At 59.5% G+C, this 22,450-nt stretch carries 20 protein-coding genes; 6 read left to right on the top strand and 14 right to left on the bottom strand.

Features of this window, described 5'->3' with window-relative positions:
* Positions 1 to 3 precede the first annotated feature (3 nt).
* Both BV034_RS18650 and BV034_RS18655 read right to left on the bottom strand, forming a co-directional pair.
* Positions 4 to 246 (bottom strand): acyl carrier protein, encoded by a 243-nt coding sequence (locus BV034_RS18650; RefSeq protein ID WP_009961673.1) that lies wholly within the window; start codon positions 244 to 246, stop codon positions 4 to 6.
* Positions 247 to 370: 124 nt separating this feature from the next.
* Positions 371 to 1,132: a hypothetical protein gene (locus BV034_RS18655; RefSeq protein WP_050028506.1), complete on the bottom strand. Its 762-nt coding sequence runs from the start codon at positions 1,130 to 1,132 to the stop codon at positions 371 to 373.
* Between the two features lie 340 nt (positions 1,133 to 1,472).
* On the opposite strand from BV034_RS18655, the gene BV034_RS18660 reads away from it, so the two are divergent.
* The 3 genes from BV034_RS18660 to can all read left to right on the top strand — a co-directional run bounded on the left by BV034_RS18660 (position 1,473) and on the right by can (position 4,252).
* Complete coding sequence (locus BV034_RS18660) at positions 1,473 to 2,267, top strand: YdjY domain-containing protein (RefSeq protein WP_050028507.1); 795 nt, start codon at positions 1,473 to 1,475, stop codon at positions 2,265 to 2,267.
* 27 nt (positions 2,268 to 2,294) lie between these two features.
* Complete coding sequence (locus BV034_RS18665; RefSeq protein WP_050028508.1) at positions 2,295 to 3,485, top strand: cycloartenol synthase; 1,191 nt, start codon at positions 2,295 to 2,297, stop codon at positions 3,483 to 3,485.
* Positions 3,486 to 3,580: 95 nt separating this feature from the next.
* Positions 3,581 to 4,252: a carbonate dehydratase gene (can, locus tag BV034_RS18670; protein ID WP_050028509.1), complete on the top strand. Its 672-nt coding sequence runs from the start codon at positions 3,581 to 3,583 to the stop codon at positions 4,250 to 4,252.
* On the opposite strand, the gene BV034_RS18675 is transcribed toward can, so the two are convergent.
* The 8 genes from BV034_RS18675 to BV034_RS18710 form a co-directional block, all read right to left on the bottom strand.
* The gene (locus BV034_RS18675; protein WP_081887920.1) at positions 4,249 to 4,812 is read right to left on the bottom strand and encodes an ATP-binding protein; all 564 of its coding nucleotides are present in this window, start codon (positions 4,810 to 4,812) and stop codon (positions 4,249 to 4,251) included. The two genes, can and BV034_RS18675, sit on opposite strands and share 4 nt — an antisense overlap.
* Positions 4,813 to 4,826: 14 nt before the next feature.
* The gene (locus BV034_RS18680; protein WP_050028511.1) at positions 4,827 to 6,257 is read right to left on the bottom strand and encodes a DUF1501 domain-containing protein; all 1,431 of its coding nucleotides are present in this window, start codon (positions 6,255 to 6,257) and stop codon (positions 4,827 to 4,829) included.
* 55 nt (positions 6,258 to 6,312) lie between these two features.
* Positions 6,313 to 9,444: a PSD1 and planctomycete cytochrome C domain-containing protein gene (locus BV034_RS18685; RefSeq protein ID WP_063768831.1), complete on the bottom strand. Its 3,132-nt coding sequence runs from the start codon at positions 9,442 to 9,444 to the stop codon at positions 6,313 to 6,315.
* Between the two features lie 169 nt (positions 9,445 to 9,613).
* Positions 9,614 to 10,591 (bottom strand): hypothetical protein, encoded by a 978-nt coding sequence (locus BV034_RS18690; protein WP_050028513.1) that lies wholly within the window; start codon positions 10,589 to 10,591, stop codon positions 9,614 to 9,616.
* A gap of 79 nt (positions 10,592 to 10,670) precedes the next feature.
* Positions 10,671 to 11,630: a hypothetical protein gene (locus tag BV034_RS18695; protein ID WP_050028514.1), complete on the bottom strand. Its 960-nt coding sequence runs from the start codon at positions 11,628 to 11,630 to the stop codon at positions 10,671 to 10,673.
* A gap of 1 nt (position 11,631) precedes the next feature.
* Entirely contained in the window at positions 11,632 to 12,756 is a 1,125-nt protein-coding gene (locus BV034_RS18700; protein WP_050028515.1) for a DUF3419 family protein, read from the bottom strand.
* Positions 12,753 to 13,733 (bottom strand): fatty acid desaturase, encoded by a 981-nt coding sequence (locus tag BV034_RS18705; protein ID WP_050028516.1) that lies wholly within the window; start codon positions 13,731 to 13,733, stop codon positions 12,753 to 12,755. The genes BV034_RS18700 and BV034_RS18705 overlap by 4 nt, the downstream gene beginning before the upstream one ends.
* Positions 13,730 to 14,461 (bottom strand): iron-containing redox enzyme family protein, encoded by a 732-nt coding sequence (locus tag BV034_RS18710; RefSeq protein ID WP_050028517.1) that lies wholly within the window; start codon positions 14,459 to 14,461, stop codon positions 13,730 to 13,732. The genes BV034_RS18705 and BV034_RS18710 overlap by 4 nt, the downstream gene beginning before the upstream one ends.
* 116 nt (positions 14,462 to 14,577) lie before the next feature.
* Between BV034_RS18710 and BV034_RS18715 the strand changes: the two genes are divergently transcribed.
* Both BV034_RS18715 and BV034_RS18720 read left to right on the top strand, forming a co-directional pair.
* A complete protein-coding gene (locus BV034_RS18715; RefSeq protein WP_081887922.1) occupies positions 14,578 to 15,468 on the top strand; it encodes a helix-turn-helix domain-containing protein in 891 nt (296 codons plus the stop codon).
* Positions 15,469 to 15,532: 64 nt separating this feature from the next.
* Positions 15,533 to 16,759 (top strand): MFS transporter, encoded by a 1,227-nt coding sequence (locus BV034_RS18720; protein ID WP_050028519.1) that lies wholly within the window; start codon positions 15,533 to 15,535, stop codon positions 16,757 to 16,759.
* Positions 16,760 to 16,899: 140 nt separating this feature from the next.
* Here BV034_RS18720 and BV034_RS18725 read toward each other — a convergent pair whose 3' ends face one another.
* Positions 16,900 to 17,373, bottom strand: coding sequence for an HNH endonuclease (locus BV034_RS18725; protein ID WP_265593172.1), 474 nt, complete (start codon positions 17,371 to 17,373; stop codon positions 16,900 to 16,902).
* An 86-nt stretch (positions 17,374 to 17,459) separates the two neighbouring features.
* The gene (locus tag BV034_RS18730) at positions 17,460 to 18,725 is read right to left on the bottom strand and encodes a polysaccharide pyruvyl transferase family protein (protein WP_050028521.1); all 1,266 of its coding nucleotides are present in this window, start codon (positions 18,723 to 18,725) and stop codon (positions 17,460 to 17,462) included.
* A gap of 109 nt (positions 18,726 to 18,834) precedes the next feature.
* Here BV034_RS18730 and BV034_RS18735 point away from each other — a divergent pair, with 109 nt between their 5' ends.
* The gene (locus BV034_RS18735) at positions 18,835 to 19,293 is read left to right on the top strand and encodes an SRPBCC family protein (RefSeq protein ID WP_050028522.1); all 459 of its coding nucleotides are present in this window, start codon (positions 18,835 to 18,837) and stop codon (positions 19,291 to 19,293) included.
* Positions 19,294 to 19,355: 62 nt separating this feature from the next.
* On the opposite strand, the gene BV034_RS18740 is transcribed toward BV034_RS18735, so the two are convergent.
* Together BV034_RS18740 and mqo are read right to left on the bottom strand one after the other, a co-directional pair.
* Positions 19,356 to 20,555, bottom strand: a complete 1,200-nt coding sequence (locus BV034_RS18740) for a glycosyltransferase family 4 protein (RefSeq protein WP_050028523.1) — start codon at positions 20,553 to 20,555, stop codon at positions 19,356 to 19,358.
* 97 nt (positions 20,556 to 20,652) lie between these two features.
* Positions 20,653 to 22,152 (bottom strand): malate dehydrogenase (quinone), encoded by a 1,500-nt coding sequence (gene mqo, locus BV034_RS18745; protein WP_050028524.1) that lies wholly within the window; start codon positions 22,150 to 22,152, stop codon positions 20,653 to 20,655.
* Between the last annotated feature and the right edge of the window lie 298 nt (positions 22,153 to 22,450).

The following is a 22,450-nucleotide window of genomic DNA, read 5'->3' on the forward strand; positions in this document are numbered from 1 at the left end:
AGCTTACTCAGCGTTCTCTTCGACGTAACGGATCACATCACCCACGGAGAGGAGCTTTTCAGCCTCTTCATCGGGCACGTCGATACCGAACTCTTCTTCGAAAGCCATGACCAACTCCACGGTGTCGAGTGAATCGGCGCCAAGGTCTTCAATGAACTTGGCTTCAGGAGTGACTTGTTCGGGGTTCACGCCGAGCTGTTCGACGATGATGTCCCGGACTTTGTCTGCAATGTTGGATTCGGCCATAAATGCGTGTTGTAGGTTGCTAAGTGGCGGGGAGCATTAGCGGGTGCGCCATTTTTCGCAACTGGGAAAATGCGATTTTTTACGTCCCCTTTTTGCCTGATTCCAGGCGGAAAGGGCTTGCCCGCTATGCGGTATTTTTAGGGGAAGATTCGGAGTTCTCCTTCTCTTCGCCGCTCGCTCCATGATCGTCCGCTACTTTTTCGATTAATTCTCCGGAAAAGCCCTCCAAAAGGCGTTTTAGGACACGATCCGCGCCGTGGAACTTGAGATCGTCCACTACAGCCTTGCGCTCGGCTCCAGAGCCCCCCTCACGGTAGTACACCGTCGCGAGCCCCTTGTTGTCCCACTTGCGCTTGTCCACCTTGAACACATCAGCAAACACCACCTTGGCACCATTGGGCATCTGCATGTCGGATCGGTGGCCGATCAGCACCTTGTTGTGGTTGAGCAGAACGAGAATTCCCGCAATAGCCGCGCCGACGATCATCGCCGCCCCCCAGTAAAACTGCTGTTCGATCTCCTCCGGGCTGTATTTCTTCGGATCGCTGGGCCAGTCATGCGGTGCAGCATAGTCGTCCCACCGAGGCTGCTGGAGGTTCGGATTGACGATCCACCCCCTCTCCCGGGCATCTTTCAGCCAGGCGGCTACAGCCGCCTCCCCGGCGCTCTGCGCAGTGTCGTAGCTCTTGAGAACCGTTTCTTCAAACCAGACCTTCTTGGCAGCTACCGCATTCTTTTTGGGGTAGCCCACCTTCCCATCGTAAAAAAAGAACAACCCCATTCCCAGGAACATGGCCGCGAGCAGCCCCATTCTCCGGTAGTACCACGAGGTCACATGACAGGTAATGGTGTCGGGATCTTTTGGTGGATGGGCCGCATTGGTCATGTGAGGTCATTGAAGCGTCTTTCCAACCTGCGTGCAAGCCCATGGCAATGATCAATTCGCAACCACCAGATGGCCACTTTTTGACCGCTGCCACTTCTATGAGATCAAAAAATGCCCCATCACACCAGGGTCCACCTTAGCCTCGAACACGATTTATCCAGCACTCACGCAGGAGGCGCTGCTTTTTCCACAGGCTGGCACGATGTGTGCCATCTGGCGCAGCCCCCCACACCCATGTCCCTGCTCCTGGCCACCTTTTCGAAGGACGACTTTTCAGCACTGCGCTCTTCCCTTGGCCTCGGGAAGATACGATGATGAGCGATAACCCAAAATTGCCGCCATGATCGCTCTCCCTCGCCGCTTTACGCTGCCTACCTTGCTGGTCGCCGCAGCTGTCAGTTCTGCCCTGCTCCTGGCCCAGGATGGGGAACCCACGAAGCAACCCACGCCCAATGATGCGGGCAAAACCGTGGCCGCCAAGGAAATGGCTGAAGCCCAGTCCAGGGTGAAGAAAGTTGCGGACAACGAGTACGATCTGGGCGGCATCAAAATCAACAGCAAGACACGCCAAATCAGCGTGCCCTGCGTGCTCAACATGACAGAGGGTCTCCTGGAGTATGTCCTGGTGCACGAGCACGGGAAGACTCACGAGAGCCTTTTGCGCACGTCTGTCAGCCCGACGGAACTGAACGTGGCTCTGCTGCTGGCTCACTATGAGCCCAATATCAAAGAGGCTGCCCAGTTCCTCCCCGACCCGACCCCCATGACCCAAAAGCTCATGGCAGAACCCATGGCCAAGGCCGGGGCCAACCAGATCACCCTGAACGTGCAGTGGAAGGATAAGGACGGCAAAGAACAAACCGCGCCCGTCACCCGCTGGATTCACGAGAAGGATGCCAAAACCGCCCGGGAAAGCCAGCACTGGACCTACACAGGCTCCATGATCAGCCAGACCGGGTTTGCCGCCCAGTTCGATGGGTCCATGGTGGCGATCTACTTCGATCTCATCTCGCTGGTGAACTTCCCCGTGAAGGAAAACGCCAACGACGATCTCTGGAAGGTTGAAACCGCCAAAGTACCCGCAGTGGACACCCCGGTGACCTTGGTGATCAGCCCCAAGAATCCTGGTGCCTGATCCCGACCCGCTTCTCAATCTCCTCAAATGAAAACACGCACACAACGCTCCCTCATCACCGCTGGTCTGGCTCTCGGGCTGGGACTCACAGGCCTCCAGGCCCAATCGACTCAACCGGATCGCAACGCATCCCTGCGCCAGGAAATCGACCTGGCCATCAGCAAGGGCCTGGCATTCCTCAAGACCCAGCAAAAGGACACCGGAGCCTGGAGCAACCCTGAAGAACCTGCCATCACGGCGCTCGTGCTCAGCGCTTTCGCGGCTGACCCCGCCCGCAAGCCAGCGGATCCCCTCCCTGCGGAAGCTGACAAGGGCTACAAATTCATCCTCAGCAATGCGAAGGAAGACGGCGGCATCTACGCCAAAGGACGCGCCAACTACAACACCTCCCTGTCGCTTTTGGCCCTGACGCTCAACGCCAAACCAGAGTATGAGCAGACCATTTTAAAGGCTCGGCGCTTCGTCGTCGGTCAGCAAAATGACTTCGACACCAAGGGCAGCGCCGACAATGCCTTTGATGGCGGCATCGGCTATGGCCGTCCGGGCCCCAACAGCCCGGCTCACGCGGATCTTTCCAACACGCATTTCGCCCTCGAGTCCCTCTACTACTCGAAGCGCCTTTTCGAAGACAAGGGCACTCCCGAGGACAAAAAGAACGACCTCAACTGGGCCGCAGCCATCAAGTTCGTAGAGCGCTGCCAGAACCGCCCTGAGTCCAATGACCAAGCCTGGGCCAGCAACGACCCGAAAAACGCTGGTGGCTTCGTCTATGAGCCGGGCGTGAGCAAGGCGGCAGAGGTGGACAAGCTTCCCGATGGCCGCACTGCACTGCGCTCCTATGGCAGCATCAGCTACGCTGGGATGCTCAGCTTCATCTACGCTGGTCTTACCCCGGAAGATCCCCGGATCCAGGCCGTTCTGAAGTGGCTGGGTGACAACTTCACCCTGGAAGAAAACCCGGGCCTCGGCCAGGAAGGCAAATTCTACTACTACCACACCATGGCCAAGGCACTGTCCGTGGCGAATCTGGATGAGTTGAAGACCAAAGATGGCAAGACCGTGGACTGGCGCAATGAACTGGGCCGCCATCTGCTTAATATCCAGAAGCCCGACGGCTCCTGGCTGAATGACACCGGCCGCTGGATGGAAAACGATCCCGTGCTGGTGACCGCCTACACGCTGCTGGCGCTCGAACACACCTACCGTGCTCTCCAGTAATTCCGCCTCCATCTGAGGATTTGATCGCGCCGTTTCTCCCGCGGGGAGGAACGGCGCGTTGCATTTTGGCCCTTGCGCTGCTAACCAAACATTGCATGTCGACTGCCAACCTTGCCCCTCTGCTCGCCCAAAACCGTCTTTGGTCCGATGCTCGCCGCGCCGAGGACCCGGAATTCTTCTCCCGTCTGGTGGCCCAGCAGGCCCCAGAGTACCTCTGGATTGGCTGCGCGGACAGCCGCGTCCCAGCCAATGAGATCGTTGACCTCCTGCCCGGTGAGCTCTTCGTCCACAGGAATGTGGCCAATCTGGTCGTTCACACAGATCTAAACTGCCTCAGCGTTCTACAGTACGCGGTGGAGGTGCTGAAGGTGAAGCACATCATGGTGGTGGGCCACTACGGTTGCGGGGGGGTGCGCGCGGCCATGCTCAACATGAAGCTGGGCCTCATCAACAACTGGCTGCGCCACATCCAGGACGTGAACCAAAAACATGACCCCCACCTGGCCACCATCATCGAAGAAAGCGACCGCGTGGACCGGCTCTGCGAACTGAATGTCATCGAGCAGGCCGTCAACGTCTGCCAGACCACCGTGGTAGAGCAGGCTTGGGAGCGTGGCCAAGAACTGTCGGTCCACGGCTGGATCTACCGGCTCAGCGACGGCCTGGTGCGCGACCTCAGCATGAGCGTCAACAACTCTGACGAGATTGGCTCCAAACGCGAATCCGCGGTGCACCGGTTGATGACCAAGCCGCCCTTGTGGATCTAAGGAGAGGCTGAGTTCCGCCGTGCGGCGCCGAGTTCCTCCTCAATCAACGCCAGTCGCCTGGCCACGCCTGTGGCCAGGTCGACATCCGTGGCCCAGGGCAGATCAATGACCCGGCATCCGAGTTCGAGGTAAACTTCCCGCAGCAGCCGCTCGATTTCGCGGGCGCGTTCGGCATCGTCTTTGCGGATGCCATCCGCAATATGCTGACCGAAGCCGCACATGAAGACGGCAGCATAGCGTTCGGGACGAATCAGAGCATGCAGATCCGTCACATCCGCTCCTACCAGACGGCGATAGGCCAATGAATCGGGGAGCGCACGATCCAGCACGACGACTTGATCTGGCGAAATCCTTTCCTCCTTTGCCCGCTGGCGCAGTTCAATAAGGGTCTGGACGTCGGAGCGCGACTCATCGAGTTCGCCGCTAGAAAGAACCTCCCTGGCCGATTCCGGCACCACTGTGTACCCGCGCTGCTGCAACTCATGCAGCAACGTGGTCTTGCCTGAACTTGGCGCTCCTGTAATGACGATCCACACACTCAAGTGTGAACCGTCCTTCACCGTTGCTCAAGGAATCAGCCCAGGATCTTCGTGTACGGGTGACCTTCGTTTTGGTCGATGCGCTCTGGCCGTCCCTTGTTGTTGTACACCACCTGGGTGTGATCCAGGCCCATCAGGTGCATCACTGTGGAGTGGATGTCATGCACATGCAGGCGGTCTTCGACAGCATAAAGCCCCAGCTCGTCCGTGGACCCAATGGTCTGCCCGCCTTTGACACCGCCACCCGCCATCCACATCGTGAAGCCCGTCGGGTTGTGGTCGCGTCCCCCACCCTGTTCACTGATCGGTGTACGACCGAATTCACCGCCCCAGATGACGAGAGTTTCCTCCAGCATGCCGCGGGACTTGAGGTCCGCGAGAAGGCCCGCAATGGGCAGGTCCACTCCGCGGCAGAGCTTGCCGTGGTTGCCTTCAATGTTGGCATGGGAGTCCCACTTGCTACCTGCTCCACTGTAGAGCTGGACGAAGCGCACACCGTTTTCCACCAGGCGACGTGCCAGGAGACAATTGCGGCCATACACCGCGGTCTCCGGCTGGTCCATGCCGTAGAGCTTTTTGGTGGCTTCGGATTCCTTGGAAATGTCTACAGCCACTGGAGCCTCCGCCTGCATTTTGAAGGCCAGCTCGTAGCTGCGAATACGAGCTTCCAGCTCAGTGTTGTCGCGGCGCTTTTCGGCATGAATGCCGTTCAGGCCGGCCAGCAGATCCAGCTTCTCTCGCTGACGTTCCGGCGTCATGCCTTTCGGGTTGTCCAGATACTTGATCGGCACCCCTTCCGGACTGAACTCCACGCCCTGATAGACTGCGGGCATGAAGCCAGTGCCCCAGTTGCGCACGCCGTTGATGACGCCGCTCTCGCTGTCTTTCAAGACAACAAAGGCCGGCAGGTTCTGGTTCTCCGTACCCAGACCATAGGTGACCCACGCACCAAGTGAAGGGCGGCCGCCAAAGATGGAGCCAGTGTTCATCTGGCACACTCCGCCTGCGTGATTGATGCCGTTGGAATGGCAGGAACGGATGACCGCCAGATCATCCACATGGTTGGCCACATTGGGGAACCAGTCGGAGACCCAGAGTCCGCTCTCACCATGTTGTTTCCACGCACGCTTGGAGCCCAGGATCGGGGCACCATACTCACCCATGGCCAGCACCGGCTGCTTGAAGCTGGGCGGCAGAGGCTGCCCATCCAGCTGATTGAGCAACGGCTTGTAATCGAAGGTGTCCAGATGGCTGGGGCCACCTTCCATGAACAGGAAGATGACACTCTTCGCCTTGCCGAACCGATGCGGAAGCTTGGCCGCCACGGGGTTCAAGGCGTCGGCTGTGCCTGCTCCGAAAGCGTTTTCCCCCAGGAGAGCCGACAGGGCCACGGCTCCAAAACCGCAACCTGCGGTGCGAAGGAAGTCACGGCGGCTGGAAGCGTAAGTGATGTTATTGCAAGCCATAACCAAATGTGCTGAGTGAGAATTGAGGGGGGGTTTGAAGGGACTGGACTCCGGATCAGTGCAGATAGAGGAACTCGTTGCTGTTGAGCAGCACGTGGCAGAGGTCAGCGAGGGCGCGCTGGAACGGATTGTCGGAGTCTGACTTCCCATCGTAGCCAGCCCACTCCAGGCGAGCATCCAAGGGGCGGTTGGCATCCCAGATGACGAGACTGTCCTTCCAGCTGGAAGCATTGGGTGTGGCCTGATCCGCGGGCAGTTCCCCACGGGTGATCCTCAGCGCGTCCAGACGACCGTCCCACTGGTGAGGGGCCGCTCTCTGGTTCAAGCCACCAACCACCAGTTCGGACACGCCCTTGCCCAAGCCACGACGCACCCGGTGTTTAACCTCTGCCGTCTGCGGCGGAGAGCCGGGAGAATTCAGATCCGTGACCTTGAACTCCACCACGCCTTCGGTGGCGGAGACATGCACCACCACATGGTAGGGTTTGCCAAGACCAATGCGAATATCAGACGCCACGACCTCGTGGGCGATGTTGGCGTTGTCGTCTTCTCCCACCAACTGCACGATGAGATTGCCCGGCTTGAAGCGGGACTTCTCGCCTGTGACGCCAAGACTCCAGCCAAACGACTCCAGAGTGTCTTTGCCACTGTTCCAACGGGAAGCCACCGTGCGCACCGAGGCACCAGCGTCCACGCTGTTAAGAGTGAAGACCGATTCAATCGTGAAATCGTCCCCTTCCTCGGGCCCACCTTTGACCAGCAGCCGCTCCTGTGGAGTGCCAACCTTGAAGTCTGCATGCGAATCTGCTGACGAGGGATGGCCGTTGGCGGCGGGAGCATCGGCCCCCAGTCGTTGTTTGAAGAAGACATCGACCAGCTTCTTCTCGCGAGCCGTGGGCGAGCGGCCCAACGTGAATCTCCAGGCCTCCTCCACGCTCGTGGCACGAGTGGCGAGCTTGCGGGAACGCGAGTTGATCCATTCGCCATTCACCATCAGCAAGGCCTGAGTGGGCGTGGTCGTGCTTTGACGCTCAGAGGTGCTGGTGAAGTTGGCGGGCGCGTCGAGACTCCGCAGGAGTTCGTCCTGGCTGTTGCGCTTCTTCCGGGTGTAGATGGAGCGCCGGGGTTCCTTCGCGTCCGAAGCTGCACCGCCCATCTTCAAGTCCAGCTCTCCGCTGGCCATGAGCATGGCATCACGAGCCTGTTCCGCATCCAGACGACGGGGCGGGAAGCGCCAGAGGAACTTGTTGCCAGGGTCGATCTGACCGTATTCAGCCGGAGGCTGCCGAAGCGCTGTCTGCCGGTAGGTGGCTGACATGAGGATCTCCTTGTGAAGCTTTTTCAGACTCCAGCCTTCTGCGACAAACCGGCGGGAGAGCCAGTCCAGCAGCTCGGGATGGGTGGGCTTTTCGCCCATGTTGCCCAAGTCGCTCGGGGTGCCAGAGAGGCCCCGGCCAAAATGGTACTGCCAGACCCGGTTCACGATCACCCGGGTGGAAAGCTGGTTGTCAGGCCGCGTGATCCAGTTCGCCAGCGCACTGCGGCGGCCAGTGGACTTGCCGATGGGCTGAATCTCGGGCTCATTCGGCTCAAGGATGGTGAGAAATCCGGGCGCAATGTCAGCCTCCCCACGACGGGTCTTCAGCAGGTTCGCAGGTCCTTTGGGACCAGCATCCGTCGCCACGAACGCATCCATCAGAGGCTTCGGCTTGACGTTGTCGAACTTTTTGAGCTCTTCGACCAGTGCCTGATATGCTGCTTTGTCCTCAGGCTTCTTGAGCGTCTTCATGGGGTCGAAACGCACACGCTCATATTCCACCTGACGTTCAGCCAGACAGGCCAGCTGCTGCTCCAAGGTTTCCCTTTGATCGGGTTCCTTGTTCATCATGACCTGGAGATCTTCCGAGAAGCGGCCCTTCGCGCGCTTCATGCTGCCGTCTAGAGACTTCAGGGTCATCGCGTCCATCTTGCTGCGGACGTCCACAGTGGCGGCTTCCCACTCTGCTTGCAGCTTGGCGTGAGCCGCCTGCTCCTCAGCGGTGGCGAGCTTCATGTCATCCCGCCAGAGCACGGGGGCAAAGAATGCCTTCAGACGATAGTAGTCCTTCTGCAAGATGGGATCGAACTTGTGGTCGTGGCAGCGGGCGCAGCCGAAGCTCAGCCCCAGGAACACCTCACCAGCATTGTCCGTCATGTCTGTGACGATCAGGTCCCACTGGCCCCGCACGTCACGCTGGTTCCATTCATAGATCCCGTTCCGGAGGTAGGACGTGGCAATGAGGACATCAGGATTGCCCGGATCGATCTCGTCTCCAGCAAGCTGTAGCCGGACGAACTTGTCATACGGCATGTCGTCATTGAGCGCCTTGATCACCCAATCGCGATAGGGCCAGACGGCATCGCGGTAGCCGTCTGCATTGTAGCCGTCGCTTTCCGCATAGCGCACCAGGTCCAGCCAATGCTGAGCCCAGCGTTCCCCGTAGCGGGGGCTGGCCAGCAGCTCATCCACCAGCTTCTCGTAGGCCTTGTCATCGTGACGGGCGGAAAAGGACTCGATTTGCTCCGGCGACGGCGGAAGTCCATGCAAGTCAAAGTACACCCGCCGGACGAGTTCTTCTGGAGTGGCGGCTGGTGCGGGAGCCAGTTTCAGCTCAGCCTGCTTGGCAGCCACAAACGAATCGATGCTCCCCTTCGTCCACTTGTTCCCTGAGAGCACAGGAGGCTTCGGATTGGCCAGCGGCTGAAAGACCCATTGAGCCCGATCCTCTTTGGTGAAGCCAAACTCATCCACCGTGGAGCGCACGGTGGCAGCAGTCTTTGGCCAGGGCGCCCCCAGCTTGACCCACTTCTCAAGCTTGGCGATCTCATCATCCGGAAGCTTCTCCTTGGGGGGCATCTGGAAGTCTTCCTTGGTGTAGCGGATGGACTGGACGATCAAAGAATCGTCTGGCTTGCCTGCCACCAGCGCCGGGCCGGAATCGCCGCCCGATAGCACATGCCCGATGTCATCAAGCCGCAGGCTGCCTTTCTGCTTGTCCTCGCCATGGCAGCTGTAGCACCGGTTCGCGAGAATGGGCCGGATCTCCTTCTCAAAGAACTCCATTGCGACCCGGTTGGCGTCCGGCTCGGCAGCAGGGGTCAGGGTGGCGACAGCCAGTACAGGAATGATGAAGCTGAGGCGAATCATGGGAGGAGCAAAAGTCATGATAAACATCCGGCCGAAAGGCAAACGGGCCGCACGAGAGAAGAAGGCGATTTTGCCCATCGAGTTGGACAGAAATCACCTGTTTTTTTCCGTCAGTCGCTACCGCCAAAAGACACCCCATCTTTCAGGAATCTCTCTCAGAAGGAAGCGGTCATGCTGGGGGTAGGCCCGAATGAGCACGGCTAAGTTCATCGTGCACTTTCGCCACCGAGGCGACTTTCGCATCAATCACCCCGCTGCCGAGGTCTTCCACGAACTGGCAGGAGGCAAAGCCAGGCGCTCTGGCGTTGTAGCGATCCAGCCATTTTTGACGGAGGGGCAGGCGGTCTGGGTGCACTGGCCATACACCGGGCCGGGGTCGAAGGTGCTTTCCAATGCCGATCCGCCACGGCTTGGGCCCCACCCTGGCTCGAAAACAACGCTGGTTCCGGCACATCCGGGCGTACATCTCGTCCACATCCAGGGACCTGAACGCGGTCTCAACCTCAGGCTCATCGGACCGGAAGGTGCGATGCAGCGCCAACAGCCGAAATCCCGCGGGAGTGCGGTACACCCGCATGTTCCAGTCCGGGTGAGCCTTCAGGAAGTGGTCAATACGCTTCCTTGCCACCTTTTCCAGTCCGCCACTCCAGCGGATCCAGGTCTTTTTCAGAAAGGATGCTAACATGGGCGCGAAGGCCGCCGAGATGGCCAACCCGATCGCTGCGTACTTCCACGAACGCTCGACGATAGCGTACGACACCACAATTAGGGCCAGCAACTGCCAGATTTTCACCATCAGGCCACAGCCCGCCTTCTCCTCGAAATCGACATCCAGAAACAGGACGTCCGGAGTGTTCAGACACGGGGCACCGTAGGAGTTCCGGGTAATGACCACATCCCCATGCCGGGCCAGGATTTCCTCCCGGATCGGCACTCCATCCGCTCCGTTGTAGGGTATCTTGAACTCGCGCCTGTCCAGTTTCTCTCCGGCGCGCACCCGCTGCATGGCTTCTGACGCCCTCTCTTGAGCCATGGCCTCGGCGGCCTCCTGACTGTCATCGGACCACCCGAACCGCCGGATGGTGATCTGGCGGCCATCTTCCTTGGTCTGCAGGCGGGCTTCTGCCCAGTATTCAGGAACGATCATGGATGGTCGGGTGGGCGTTGGAAAAATTCCATCAAACTTACCACGAACCGGGCCTGCGAGTCTTTAACTATTCGAGGCTTCAGATCTCCGAAGAATGCACCCACCACTCATGGCCCTTGTCTGAACTGATATTGTGACCATACACTGCGGCCGGAGCAACGGTCGGCACCAGATCTGCCAGACAGTACTGCAAGGCCTGTGCCCTGGAAGCGGGCACACACACGAACAATGCAGGAAACCCGGCACGCTCTGCCACCGTCAGCGCGCTGCGGATCAACCGCGCGCCTTCGTCGGCCGAACGGAAGGCGAAGTGAGACAGATGTGCCGCTTTCATTTCCCGGCCTCCACTGGCCACCAGTTGTTTTCCAAGCCTGGTGTCCTCCACCAGTCCGCATGCTTGCACTGGACTCCCCAAGATGAGCGGCACTGGATTCATTGATGATCGATATGACGGCCTTCCTTCAATGGGCACCATCCCCCTCCCTGTCAGCTCAGCAAACGCACTCTGAACCTCGCCAAACTCCGCCACCCGAACTTCATCATCCAGCACGGCAGTTCCTGGAACAGGCAGTCTAAAAATCACCAACTCGGCCACGTTGACGAAGCCAGGGAGAAGGCCTCTGCCCGTGTAGACAGTGGGAGCCTGGGACGTGCCCTGCATCACCACTCCGTAGCCCGGTCCACCGCCAGCCTCCTGCCACAGCCTCTCCAAAGCCCTGCCCAGACTCAACAAGACCCTGCCGCGGAGCGTCCCTGGCGCCACCTTGAGATCACAGACATACGTGACCGTGACCACGCGCCCATCCACCTGCCTCATGGGCCGCCGTACTCCCACCAGCGTGCCCATCACCTTTTCCCGCCTCAAGACGACGAAGAGGCTGGCTTCTCCCATCGCTCGAAAGAAGTTCAAGTAGCCGCCACCATGGGACACATGGAACGACTCCCCTTCTCCAAGCGGATAGGTGAATTGCTCCTCGAACTCCCTCAGCGCCAGCTCAAGCCCGGATGGCACCACGCCCTGAAAGCGCAGCACCTCCATCTCACTCCCTCCTCCCCACATGAATGGCAGAGTAGAAAAAGCTGCGATCTCTGGCCTGAAGACTCGCCCCCAGAGCGGCATCCCATTGGAAGTCAGAAGCCAGTGTGGGAATGTCCAACGAGGAGTTCAACTGTCGGATCAACACCCGCCCACCAGGACGCAACACCCGGGCAGCGCTCTTCAAGCTGGCAGTGGCCTCTTCCGGAGAAAGCCAGTCCAGGATGTTCGACAGGTGGATGAAATCAGCGCTCGCATCCGGCAGACTCTCCAGCACCTCATTCATCCTGCCCGGCAGATACTGGATCCGGTCGGGAGGCAGCCAGTCCACCTGGGAGGAAAGAGGCCCCGGCAACAGCCAGTCATAGGGCTGTGCAGGAGGAAACATGCCCACCAGCATCTGCCAGAGGAAAGGGTTCTCCGCGGCGAAACCGCGCGTCGCATTCGCCCGCAAACGTGCGGCGAAATGACGGTCAAACGGCTGACGAGGATTGCGCGTGGCCTCCTCTCCAAATAGGCAGACCAGATTCTGCAAACTCATGACCCTGCCCAGCGCCTGATCCAGCAATTGCCCCAACTGAGTCTCAGGTCCCAACAGCTCCGCTGCGCCCGGCATCCGGTCAGACATGAGCAGCACCTGCAAGGTTTCCGGATTAGCTGAAAGCTCCTTCCACAACTCCGCAAAGGTAATTTCATAGCGCCCCACATGATCAGGTCCCAGCGCCGCCACGCCTTCCAGCGGGCCCAGGATTCCCCTGTCGAGTTCCAACGTATCCAGCAGCGCGGAGAGCGCCACCTGTCTGGCCCCGGGAGGCATGCTGGCATGTCCGAGTAGCGGCAGGGAAAGGACGGTCGCATGATGCCGGGCCAGATGCCGCTTGAGCTTCGCCAAAGCGAGTTGTGCCGGGTTGATGTCCACGAGGGTGAGCCGCCCCAGGCCATACCTTTCCAGACAGACAGCCGTCTCGCCCCCTGAGGCGATCATCACCACCTCGGCACGAGGCGGGAGCAATCGGATCACCTCCAGGTCAACACGAGGGTCTTCGCGAACTTGGGCAAACGCCAACGGCCAGGTGGCGGCCTCGACCGCCCAGGCATCCGGTGGCGGCAGTTTGGCAACTGCGGTCATGACTTCCTCCCGTCGTCCCCGACCGTTACCCGGTCAACATCACTGGCCGTCTCACGGCCTCGATTCACACTGTAGCGCATAAACTTCAAAACAAAGGCCGAGTACGACCCGATGTACGGTGCCCCCATGGCCGCCAGCTGCGGACGGAGCGCCTGATGAACCTTGGGCAGATGATACCACGGCACTCCGGGATAGAGGTGGTGCTCGAGATGCAGGTTCTCGTGGCACATGAAAAACGAAACCACGGGACCGGTAAGAATACTGCGTGTCCCCCGCACCTCATCTGCCGCCTCCGGCAGCAGCGTGTGCTGACTCATGCCCCGCACATTGACCATGAAATTGATGAAGATCATCGGCACCACCCAGCCATGCCAGAGCAGCCCTGCGGGTAGAGGAGCCAACAGCAATACCATCCCCAGAGCCAGAGTGACCGCCAGCTCCACCAGGATGCCGATGCGATCACGGCTCGATCCCTGTTTGAATCCGAGAATCGGGATGGCAACGATATACACGGGATACCCCACGAGCAGTCGCAACCAGTTCAGCACTGACACCATCCAAGACCACCGGGTGTAGTTGGCGTAGTGATCAGGATCCCCGCCCTCTCCCAAGTGGTGATGATGCCGCAGGTGCAACACCCGGTAAGCGGAGCAGTTCTGCAAGACGGGGATCGCGCAAGCCGCACCCAAAATGCGATTCCAGGCCGGATGCGAGGACAAAGTCTGGTGCACAGCCTCATGAGTGAACAGGCTGATGCCATGCAGTGCCCCGGCCGCCGCCAGATAAAGCGGCAGCATCAGCAACCACCACAGCGATTGTGATGCCGCGAATGCAGAGCACCACCAGGCCGTGCCGGCACAGGCTGCATAGATGGCCACGAAGCATCCCAGCCGCACATAGTGCTGCAGTGGCTGATGCTCATGCAACTCCCGGGCCAACTGAGCCTCCAGCCGGGGACGATCCTGCGTACCGTTCATCCTTCGGCCAGTGCAGGGTTCAACGCGTCGAGGTCCGCATAGAGGCGGGAGAAAAGATGCCGCCCCAGTTCAAGGCCCCGCTGAATGGACCGCCGCCGGTACGAAGACTCCTCCCAGCGTGGCTCAATGACAACAAAGCACTCCTCAGCATGGCGATGATCCAGTTCCGCATGCAAGGCGTAGTGGACCAGCCGGTCTGGAGCAATCCACCCACGATCCACCACAGCGCTGCCGATCCACGCGGATATCTCTGCGAAGGCCAGCTCTATAATTCCCAGGCAAGCAAACGCCGTCTCCAGATCTTCGCCATAACAGGTGCCGAGCAGAGCGCAATTGAAGGCCCGGACTTCCGGTCCCTCCTTGCTTGAAGCTCCTGCCCCCAAGCTCTCCAGGAAGCTCAAGAACGTGCGATCATGAGCATGAGAAGGGAGAAAGCCACCTTGCTCCTCCGCCAGATTCTCCACGAGATTCATCCGCATGGCGGAGTCCGGACACCGCGAAACCAGGGCAGCGATGGGACGCGAAAAATACCGCACCGCGAAATAAAACTGCTGCTGGGAACCGACAAACTCAGCATGGGACATGGAACCATCCCTCAGGCGTGTGAAATACGACTGGGTGATGATGGGACGCTCTTCCAACACCGCCCTGGCAGCAGCCAGAATATGCGGAGCAGTGGCGAGCGACGGCGGATGATCGACGGGGGAACCGATGCTTCCAGCACTCATGCGACAAAGTCTTCGTGATTTCGCCATGGGTGTCAATACACCTTTGTCCGGTGTGACCGTTCATCCTCAGTCATTTGACAAATCATCCACCGAGACAAGCATGGTGGGACGAACCGATGATCCGGCGAGAGTCCATTCCCCACTACGGCATGACCGCAACAGGTCAGGCCGAACTGCGACAGCAGGGCGTGGTGGTCGTGCCCTTCATGGACTCGGTGCGCATGGATCCGGAGCGGCTCCAGCCCCATTACCACGAGTTCTTCCAGATCTTCATCCTGCAAGGACGGGCGCAGGTGATGCATGATTTTCAGGAGTACCGAGTGAGCGGCAGCACACTCGTCTTCCTGAGCCCAGGCCAGGTCCACACCGTTCGTCCCGGAGACAATCTGGGAGGCACCACCCTTTCCTTCTCCCAGGAGTTCTTTGATCTCCGATCCACGCCGCCCAGCGTCCTGTATGACTATCCGTTCTTCTTCTCGGTGGATGTCGCGGCGCTGCTGCAAATTCCAGACGGAGATCCTGATGGCATTCTGCCCCTGGTTCCTCTCTTGCAGTCAGAGTTTGACGCGGCGCTCCCGGATGCGGCTGACGCCATGCGCTCCATCCTGCGTCTCTTCCTGGTGCGGGTAAACCGGCTGTACGCCCGGCTGCATCCTCACAAGGAAGCATCCCGGGCCGGACAGCTGGTGAGGCACTTCCATCTCTCCGTGGAACAGCGATTCAAAGAAATAACCACCGTGGGCGGTTATGCAGAGATGCTGGGAGTAAGCGCCAATCATCTCAATGACATCGTCCATGAGCAGACCGGACGGTCGGCTGGGGACATCATTCGCCAACGCCGCCTGCTGGATGCCAAACGCCTGCTGCTGCATTCCGACTTGAGCGTCTCCGAGATCGGCTACGACCTCGGCTTTCACGACCCCTCGTACTTCAGCCGCTTCTTCCGCAGGTATGCTGGGGCGGCACCGGAATCGTTCCGCGACCAAATCCGAGAAAAGTACCATTGAAATGCAGCTTCTCACCTGCCAGTGATTTTGCGTCCGCCGCCAGATCCAGGAAGTTGGCGGGGTTATGGAATCCACCTGCAATGAAGACATGCCGTCGCCCGCCATGCGGACGGCGGAGACGACCGTGTACGCTGTGCTGTTCGCCATCAGCTTTTCCCACCTGCTGAACGACACCATCCAGGCCCTCCTCGTCTCCATCTATCCCCTGCTGAAAGAGTCGTATCACCTCACTTTCAGCCAGCTCGGGATGATCACCTTTGCCTTCCAGGTCACGGCCTCCCTGTTGCAGCCCCTGGTGGGCTGGTACACCGACAAGCGCTCCCTGCCGTTCTCATTGCCCATCGGCATGGGGCTGACCCTGTGTGGTCTGGTGGCACTCTCGATGGCCGGCAGTTTTGCCTCCATTCTGGGCTCAGCAGCGTTGGTGGGCATGGGTTCTGCCATCTTTCACCCTGAAGCCTCCCGTATTGCTCACATGGCGGCGGGACGTCGCCGCGGCCTCGCGCAGTCCCTGTTCCAGGTGGGTGGCAACGCTGGCAGCTCCATTGGCCCCTTGCTGGCCGCCTTGATCATTGTGCCGCACGGTCAGGGTTCCATCGCCTGGTTCTCTGTGGTGGCATTTCTGGGAGTGGCCGTGTTGTGGAACGTGGGTCTGTGGCAGGCTCGCAATCTGCATCGGGTGCACCGCAAGTCCGCGAAATCTCTGGAATCAGCTCATGCGGCACTTCCCACCTCCACCGTGGTGTGGTCGCTGACCATTCTGGGAGCGTTGATCTTCTCAAAGTACTTCTACCTGGCCAGCATGACCAGCTATTACACCTTCTACTTGATGGACCGCTTCCATCTGCCGGTGCAGAGCGCACAGATCTACCTGTTCGTGTTCCTGTTCGCCGTAGCAGCCGGGACGATCCTGGGTGGACCGGTGGGTGACCGCTTCGGTCGCAAGCGCGTGATCTGGACCTCCATTCTGGGCGTGGCTCCCTTCACCCTGTGGCTGCCGCATGCCGGATTGTACACCACTGCTGTGTTGAGTGTGGTCATCGGTCTGGTGTTGTCCTCCGCCTTCTCCGCCATCCTGGTGTATGCCCAGGAATTGGTGCCGGGCAAGGTGGGCATGATCTCCGGCCTCTTCTTCGGCTTCGCCTTCGGAATGGGCGGCATCGGATCTGCCCTGCTGGGCAATCTGGCTGACCACACCAGCATCAATTATGTGTATCAAGTGTGCGCCTATCTGCCGCTGATCGGCCTGCTGACGGCATTCCTGCCGGACGTGGGAGGGCAAAAGAGATAGAGGAACAAACTTCAAATCTCCAGGCACCAGACCTGATTCTTGGAGGAAAATCAAAGGAGGGCGGGACGGCAATGTCCCGCCCTCCTCAGTTCCAGGGGGGCTTTACGACGGCCGGTGAGGCCATCGTCTGAAAGGGGGGCCTAGGCTACCATGGCAGCGGGTGCTGAAGCGGCCGCAAGATCGCGACGGGTGCGGACCGTCTCCATGATGCTGTCATAACCCAAACGGCAAATTTCATCCCAGGGCCGGGGACCACGCAGGCGGGCGAGAAAATCGAGGCGTCCTTTGTCTCCGTGAAAGCAGTGGCGGCACAGCGTGCGCACATCTTCGGCCACATCCTCTCCCCCCACCTTCTGGTAGTCTTGGTGGTGCACCTCAAGATACCGGCCCGCCTCCCCGGTGGAGCCGCAGCACACACAGCGATGCTGATCCAAGGCCAACCGCTGCTGACGCACTTCGCACCAGGCTTGCGAGTCCAGGTAGGTCTCGTACAAGTGCCGCCACTGCGGCGCGGTCTCGATGGTGCTGACCTTGGAGAACAGGCGGCGCCACTGCGCGCCGTCGGCGAAGAACTTCAAGAGCTCGTAGGGAGTCAATTGTCGTTGGTGTCGCATAGTGTTCAAATGAATAATTAACATTTGAACACCTTGCAATAGAAAATATGAAAAAACCTCAAAGTCTGGGTTGACGTCCCTTTCTCCTATACGCCGAGAACCTTACGCAGCACCCCCATCGTGTCCTTCTGCCGCTGCTGCACAAAGGCCTGCGCCTGGGCAGCCTTGGCCTTGGCTTTTGCTGGATCTGATGCCATCGCCAAGGCGGTCGGAGCCACGGCAGACAGTTCCTGCGGCACATCCAGGTCAAACAGCCAGTCGCCCAGGCCAATGTCCCGCCACATGAAGCCCTTGGTGGTCTGCTCTACAAACCGGCAGACAATGGCGGGAATGCCATTCCCAACAGCCATGATGGGACTGTGCATCTCATTGCTGATCAGCCCCGCAGACCGCACGTAGGTACTGATGGCCTCGTTGGTCAGCCAAAACTGCTCCCGCCACACCACCTGCTTCTTCACATCCGCCGGAAGTGGGTCAACCAGGAGTTCCTTCCCTGTTTCCATCTGAGTGGAGTCTTCCGGACACACCAGCACTTTCATCCCGGTCTTCTTGATGATGGCTGTCATGGCATCCCGGAGCGGAGCATGGTCATGCTCCTTCATCTCTTCGTTCCTGCGATGCTTCTCCTCATTGAAGGCGTAGTTGGGTTTCACTTTCCAGTAGGGTGCGTTGCGCAAGTTCGGCAGCACGCAGACAAAGCGCCCCTCCTCCAGTCCATGAGCTTCAAGGAAGGTCTTGGCCTTGGCGTCGTCCCGAATGTCGGCCCCGAAGGCTCCGTCAGGACCAAACTCGATGACTGGGCTCTGCACCCCTGCGTCTTTAACGACTTTTAGAGAGATGCTGTCCCGCAGGAAAACGAAACTGGCCTGATCCAGTTCTGCCTTGCACGCGGCATCCAGCCCGTTGTTCCGCATGACCTTCATGCCAGGATCCCCTGCCGCGGCCATGGTGATGCCGTACACGCCATACGGCTTGCCAGTCTCCCTCCGCCACTCTGACACATCCTTCTGCGCCGTCAGATAAGGCCCCGAACCATGCAGGAGAAAATCACACCCGCGCACCACGGCAGGATCTTTGGTGATGGTGAGCTTGGGGAACCGTTGCTGAAGCATCTCCTCCACCCCGTTGCGCACGTCCATGGGCCAGAGCACGAGTTCCGCCTCCGGGATGTGTTTTTCCAACAGAGCCAGAACTCCAGGGGTGTGACCGATGTCGCCAATGTTCACCGTCTGCCATGAAGAACGCAGGACAATCCGGGGTGCCCGGCCTGCGGCACCTGAGACGATGGCGGGAAAACCCCAGGCCGTGGCGGCAGCGGCAAGGGAACCTTGGAGGAGGCAGCGGCGTTTCATTACTGTATTTAGTCAGGAAGCCCGGCGCTTTGACAAGGAAACTGCAGGGCAGTCATACTCCAGGACATTTGGCGGTTTACCCGGCTGGCAATCCACCGTATTCACGGCCATGGAACACACTCTGGACTATGAGATCAAATTCCCGGCTCCGCGGGAACAGGTGTTTGCCTTCTTCTCCGACGCCACCAACCTGGAAAAGATCACTCCTCCAGAGCTCAAGTTCCACATCATCTCCCCGCTTCCCCTTGAGATCAAAGAAGGGGCGCTCATCGACTATAAACTTGGGATCTTCGGCATGTCCTTTCACTGGACCACGCTCATCTCCGCATGGGATCCGCCCAACCAATTCGTGGATACCCAGCTCAAGGGACCCTACGCCCTGTGGGAACACACCCACACGTTTGAAGAACTGCCAGATGGCGGCACGCTGGCACGCGACCACGTGGTGTACAAGCTTCCGCTGACACCACTGGGCGATATCGCCTTCCCCCTCGTCAAAAAGCAACTGACGAGGATATTCGCCTACCGTCAGGAGAAGCTGGTGGAAGAGTTCGGCCGATGGGAGTGACTCCCCCCTGGCTCCGGCACACAAATTACCTAGAACCTTTCAGAGACATCTATGGGCGTTGATCAATATCCAGTGGCCAGGGCTCTGGCGTATCCCGATGCGATGCGCTGCCGGTAGTGATCCCAGGTGAACTCACGCTCCACCAGGGCACGGGCCTTCCTGCCCATCTCGGCAAGTTCATCCCGGTGCTTTGCGGCGTGCTCCAATGCGGCACAGAGGGCGTCCACGTTGTTGGGCGGGATGAGCAGACCCGTTTCCTGGTCCACGATCGCATCGCCAGACTCGCGGGTGGCGATGAGCGGGAGGCCGCAAGCCGCCGCCTCGAGCGTGGACTTGGCAAATCCCTCGCACTCACTGGGGAAGGCGAACGCGGCACAACGACGGAGTTCGTCCTGCACACTGGAGGTGAAGCCAATGATCCGCACTCCGGCCTCCTCGGCCCCCTGGAGGAAGGGTTTTATTTCCTCGTGCACGCTGCCCACCAGGACCAGTTCGGCATCGCGGAGACGGAGCCTTTTCCAGGCCTCAATCAAATGATGCACCCCTTTCCTCTGAATCAGCGCCCCGACGAATCCCACGCGAAACACCTCGGGAGGCGCCTCCGCAGGACGATATCGGGCAAGGTCCACACCACGCCCCACATACTGCAGTTTGTGCTCCGGTATGCCCGCGACCAGAAAGGTCTCCGCAGACTTCCGCGAAGGCATGAGGAGCACGCTGGCAAGGTCGTACTCTGCCAGATTGTGCAGGCGGGTAGCGTGCAGATGTTTCCGCCAGTCACGCCATCCGCGGTCCTTCAGCCGGGCTTCCCGCTCCTTCTTGGTCTCCGCGGGCTTCACCACCCCTTTGTTCCGGTGCCAGGTGGGAACGTCCATGACACTGGGAATGCCCCGCAAGCGGGCTTCTACCAGGGATTGAAAACACTCCCCGCTCCAACCGTGGAAGAAGTCGTAGCCGCCCCGCCGAAGCTCTTGAGCGGCCTGCCAGTCCAAGTAGGTCTTCTTGGCAGCATAGTAGTCCTTGCTCCCCAGGCAGGAGAGCAGCCTCACAGGATGGTGCTGCAGAGATCTCACCTTCCCCGCCGGAACCTCCTGCTGGCGGTTCGCGTAGCAGATTGCCCTGCTCAGATAACCTCCCCGCCACGAAGTCAGCACCCCTTCCAGAGAAGTCGTATTCAACCCCGCACCGCCCAGTCCTGCGCTGGTGGCATACAGCAGTCGGGAGGGGGTGGCAGCGGAGGATGGGTTGGCGACGGACTTCAAAGGAGCACTAGTATCTTGAGGAGATACGACACTTCAAGGTGCAAGACGCAAAGTTGGCAATTCTCGCAGGCCGTGCCAACAAAACGGGCAGATGGCATCACCCCAACTGCAAGATCCCATCCACTTCCCGGCGGATCTCGTGGAACCGCCCGGCCATCTCCGGCTTGCGAACGTCAAGATTCCAGGAAGGAATCAACTCACTCATGCGTCGGCCGCCCTCAGGGGTGTCCAGCAAGTGAGGAAAGCACTTTTTCACGACGTCCAACACGATGTTGACAGAGACGGACGCACCCGGCGACGCCCCCAGCAAGGCCGAGAGACTGAGATCATCACTGGTGATCACCTCCGTGCCGTAGTGGACGATTCCGGCCTTGCCATCGGTCTTCTTGATCGCCTGCACCCGGATTCCTGCGTCAATGAGTTTCCAGTCCTGCTCCCGGGCCGCCGGATAGAAGACGTGAAGGACATCCAGGCGATCCTGCATGCTCTGGGTACCCTGCTGCACCAGGTACTTCACCAGGCTCAAGTTTTGCAGTCCGACGTTCATCAAAGTGAAGAGATTGTCCGGTCGAATGGAGCCGGGCAGGTCCATGAGGCTTCCCTTCTTGTGCAGGAACTTGGTGGTCCAGGCGGCAAACGGCCCAAACAGCAACGTCTTCTTGCCATCCAGCATGCGAGTGTCCAGATGCGGCACCGCCATGGTAGGCGCGGCCTCCAGCGGCTGACCATACACCTTGGCCTGGTGGCGCTCTACGATCTCCGGGTTCTCACAAATCAACCATTGCCCGCCGATGGGAAAGCCTCCCAGCCCCTTGGCCTCCGCAATTCCGGACTTTTGCAACAAGGGCAAGCTCCCGCCTCCCGCGCCTACAAACACGAACCGGGCGTCATTGGTGCGAACCCGACCGGTGGCGAGGTCTTTGATCTCCAGCGTCCAACCCGAGGACCCACGTTTCATGTCCGTGACCCGATGGTTTGAAGCAATCCCACAACGGTCCTGGGCTCCCAGCCAGTTCAGCAGCTTCCGGGCGATGGATCCAAAGTTCACGTCCGTGCCATTGTCCATCTTCGTGGCGGCCACCGGCTCACTTCCTCGACCGTCCATCAACAAAGGTGCCCATCTCGCGATGGTCGCACGGTCTGTCGAGTACTCGATGCCGCGGAAGAAGTGATGGGCCGCCATGCCCTCGTAACGAGCACGAAGAAATTCCACCATCTCCTGCCCGTGCACAAAGCTGAGATGTGGAACCGGATTGATGAACTCCTTTGGCCCCGAGATCATGCCGCTGACCACGGCGCTGCTCCAGAACTGCTTGGATTGCTCGAACTGCTCAAAGATTTCGATGAGCTTCTGGACATTCACGGAGCCATCCGCTTCCCGCTTGGGCGTGTAGCTGAGTTCACAGATCCCGGCGTGGCCGGTACCCGCATTGTTCCAGCCATGCGAACTCTCCTGAGCCAGCTCTTCCGTCACCTCATAGACCTGGATGGAGAGTTTCGGCTCCAGCCGCTTCAGCATCGCTCCGAGATTGGCCGACATGATGCCGCTGCCGATGAGGATGACGTCTGGATTCTCGATGTGGGAGTCGTATTTCATGGGTGCTGGCGGGAGGACGATGCTCGCCTCAGATCAAGGACTTGGGCAACTGATCTCTTGCAAACGTCGGTGACAAAACCTGATCAAAAAAGCACTTCTGGCAAAGTGGGAGGAAACACCGGCATCCGTCCATTCATCTGGAATCTTGCCCTCGACTGCTGCCCACCATTCGGTCCAGAGCCGCTGTTTCACCTTGCCCCCGGCTGCGTTCCTTGCTCTGAATTGCAATAGAGCCTGAGCGGTGCGCGTTACTTTCCGCCCCCTCTCGGTCTCCACCTCACCCATTTCCCTTTCTCTC

The sequence above is a fragment of the Verrucomicrobium sp. BvORR034 genome, from assembly GCF_000739635.1.
In the GTDB taxonomy this organism is placed as follows: domain Bacteria; phylum Verrucomicrobiota; class Verrucomicrobiia; order Verrucomicrobiales; family Verrucomicrobiaceae; genus Verrucomicrobium.

What these genes read in the sequence shown, in the direction of transcription:
- BV034_RS18650 (WP_009961673.1), bottom strand. Translation starts at nt 246, where the DNA reads ATGGCCGAATCCAACATTGCAGACAAAGTCCGGGACATCATCGTCGAA.
- BV034_RS18655 (WP_050028506.1), bottom strand. Translation starts at nt 1,132, where the DNA reads ATGACCAATGCGGCCCATCCACCAAAAGATCCCGACACCATTACCTGT.
- BV034_RS18660 (WP_050028507.1), top strand. Translation starts at nt 1,473, where the DNA reads ATGATCGCTCTCCCTCGCCGCTTTACGCTGCCTACCTTGCTGGTCGCC.
- BV034_RS18665 (WP_050028508.1), top strand. Translation starts at nt 2,295, where the DNA reads ATGAAAACACGCACACAACGCTCCCTCATCACCGCTGGTCTGGCTCTC.
- can (WP_050028509.1), top strand. Translation starts at nt 3,581, where the DNA reads ATGTCGACTGCCAACCTTGCCCCTCTGCTCGCCCAAAACCGTCTTTGG.
- BV034_RS18680 (WP_050028511.1), bottom strand. Translation starts at nt 6,257, where the DNA reads ATGGCTTGCAATAACATCACTTACGCTTCCAGCCGCCGTGACTTCCTT.
- BV034_RS18685 (WP_063768831.1), bottom strand. Translation starts at nt 9,444, where the DNA reads ATGATTCGCCTCAGCTTCATCATTCCTGTACTGGCTGTCGCCACCCTG.
- BV034_RS18690 (WP_050028513.1), bottom strand. Translation starts at nt 10,591, where the DNA reads ATGATCGTTCCTGAATACTGGGCAGAAGCCCGCCTGCAGACCAAGGAA.
- BV034_RS18695 (WP_050028514.1), bottom strand. Translation starts at nt 11,630, where the DNA reads ATGGAGGTGCTGCGCTTTCAGGGCGTGGTGCCATCCGGGCTTGAGCTG.
- BV034_RS18700 (WP_050028515.1), bottom strand. Translation starts at nt 12,756, where the DNA reads ATGACCGCAGTTGCCAAACTGCCGCCACCGGATGCCTGGGCGGTCGAG.
- BV034_RS18705 (WP_050028516.1), bottom strand. Translation starts at nt 13,733, where the DNA reads ATGAACGGTACGCAGGATCGTCCCCGGCTGGAGGCTCAGTTGGCCCGG.
- BV034_RS18710 (WP_050028517.1), bottom strand. Translation starts at nt 14,461, where the DNA reads ATGAGTGCTGGAAGCATCGGTTCCCCCGTCGATCATCCGCCGTCGCTC.
- BV034_RS18715 (WP_081887922.1), top strand. Translation starts at nt 14,578, where the DNA reads ATGATCCGGCGAGAGTCCATTCCCCACTACGGCATGACCGCAACAGGT.
- BV034_RS18720 (WP_050028519.1), top strand. Translation starts at nt 15,533, where the DNA reads ATGGAATCCACCTGCAATGAAGACATGCCGTCGCCCGCCATGCGGACG.
- BV034_RS18725 (WP_265593172.1), bottom strand. Translation starts at nt 17,373, where the DNA reads ATGCGACACCAACGACAATTGACTCCCTACGAGCTCTTGAAGTTCTTC.
- BV034_RS18730 (WP_050028521.1), bottom strand. Translation starts at nt 18,725, where the DNA reads ATGAAACGCCGCTGCCTCCTCCAAGGTTCCCTTGCCGCTGCCGCCACG.
- BV034_RS18735 (WP_050028522.1), top strand. Translation starts at nt 18,835, where the DNA reads ATGGAACACACTCTGGACTATGAGATCAAATTCCCGGCTCCGCGGGAA.
- mqo (WP_050028524.1), bottom strand. Translation starts at nt 22,152, where the DNA reads ATGAAATACGACTCCCACATCGAGAATCCAGACGTCATCCTCATCGGC.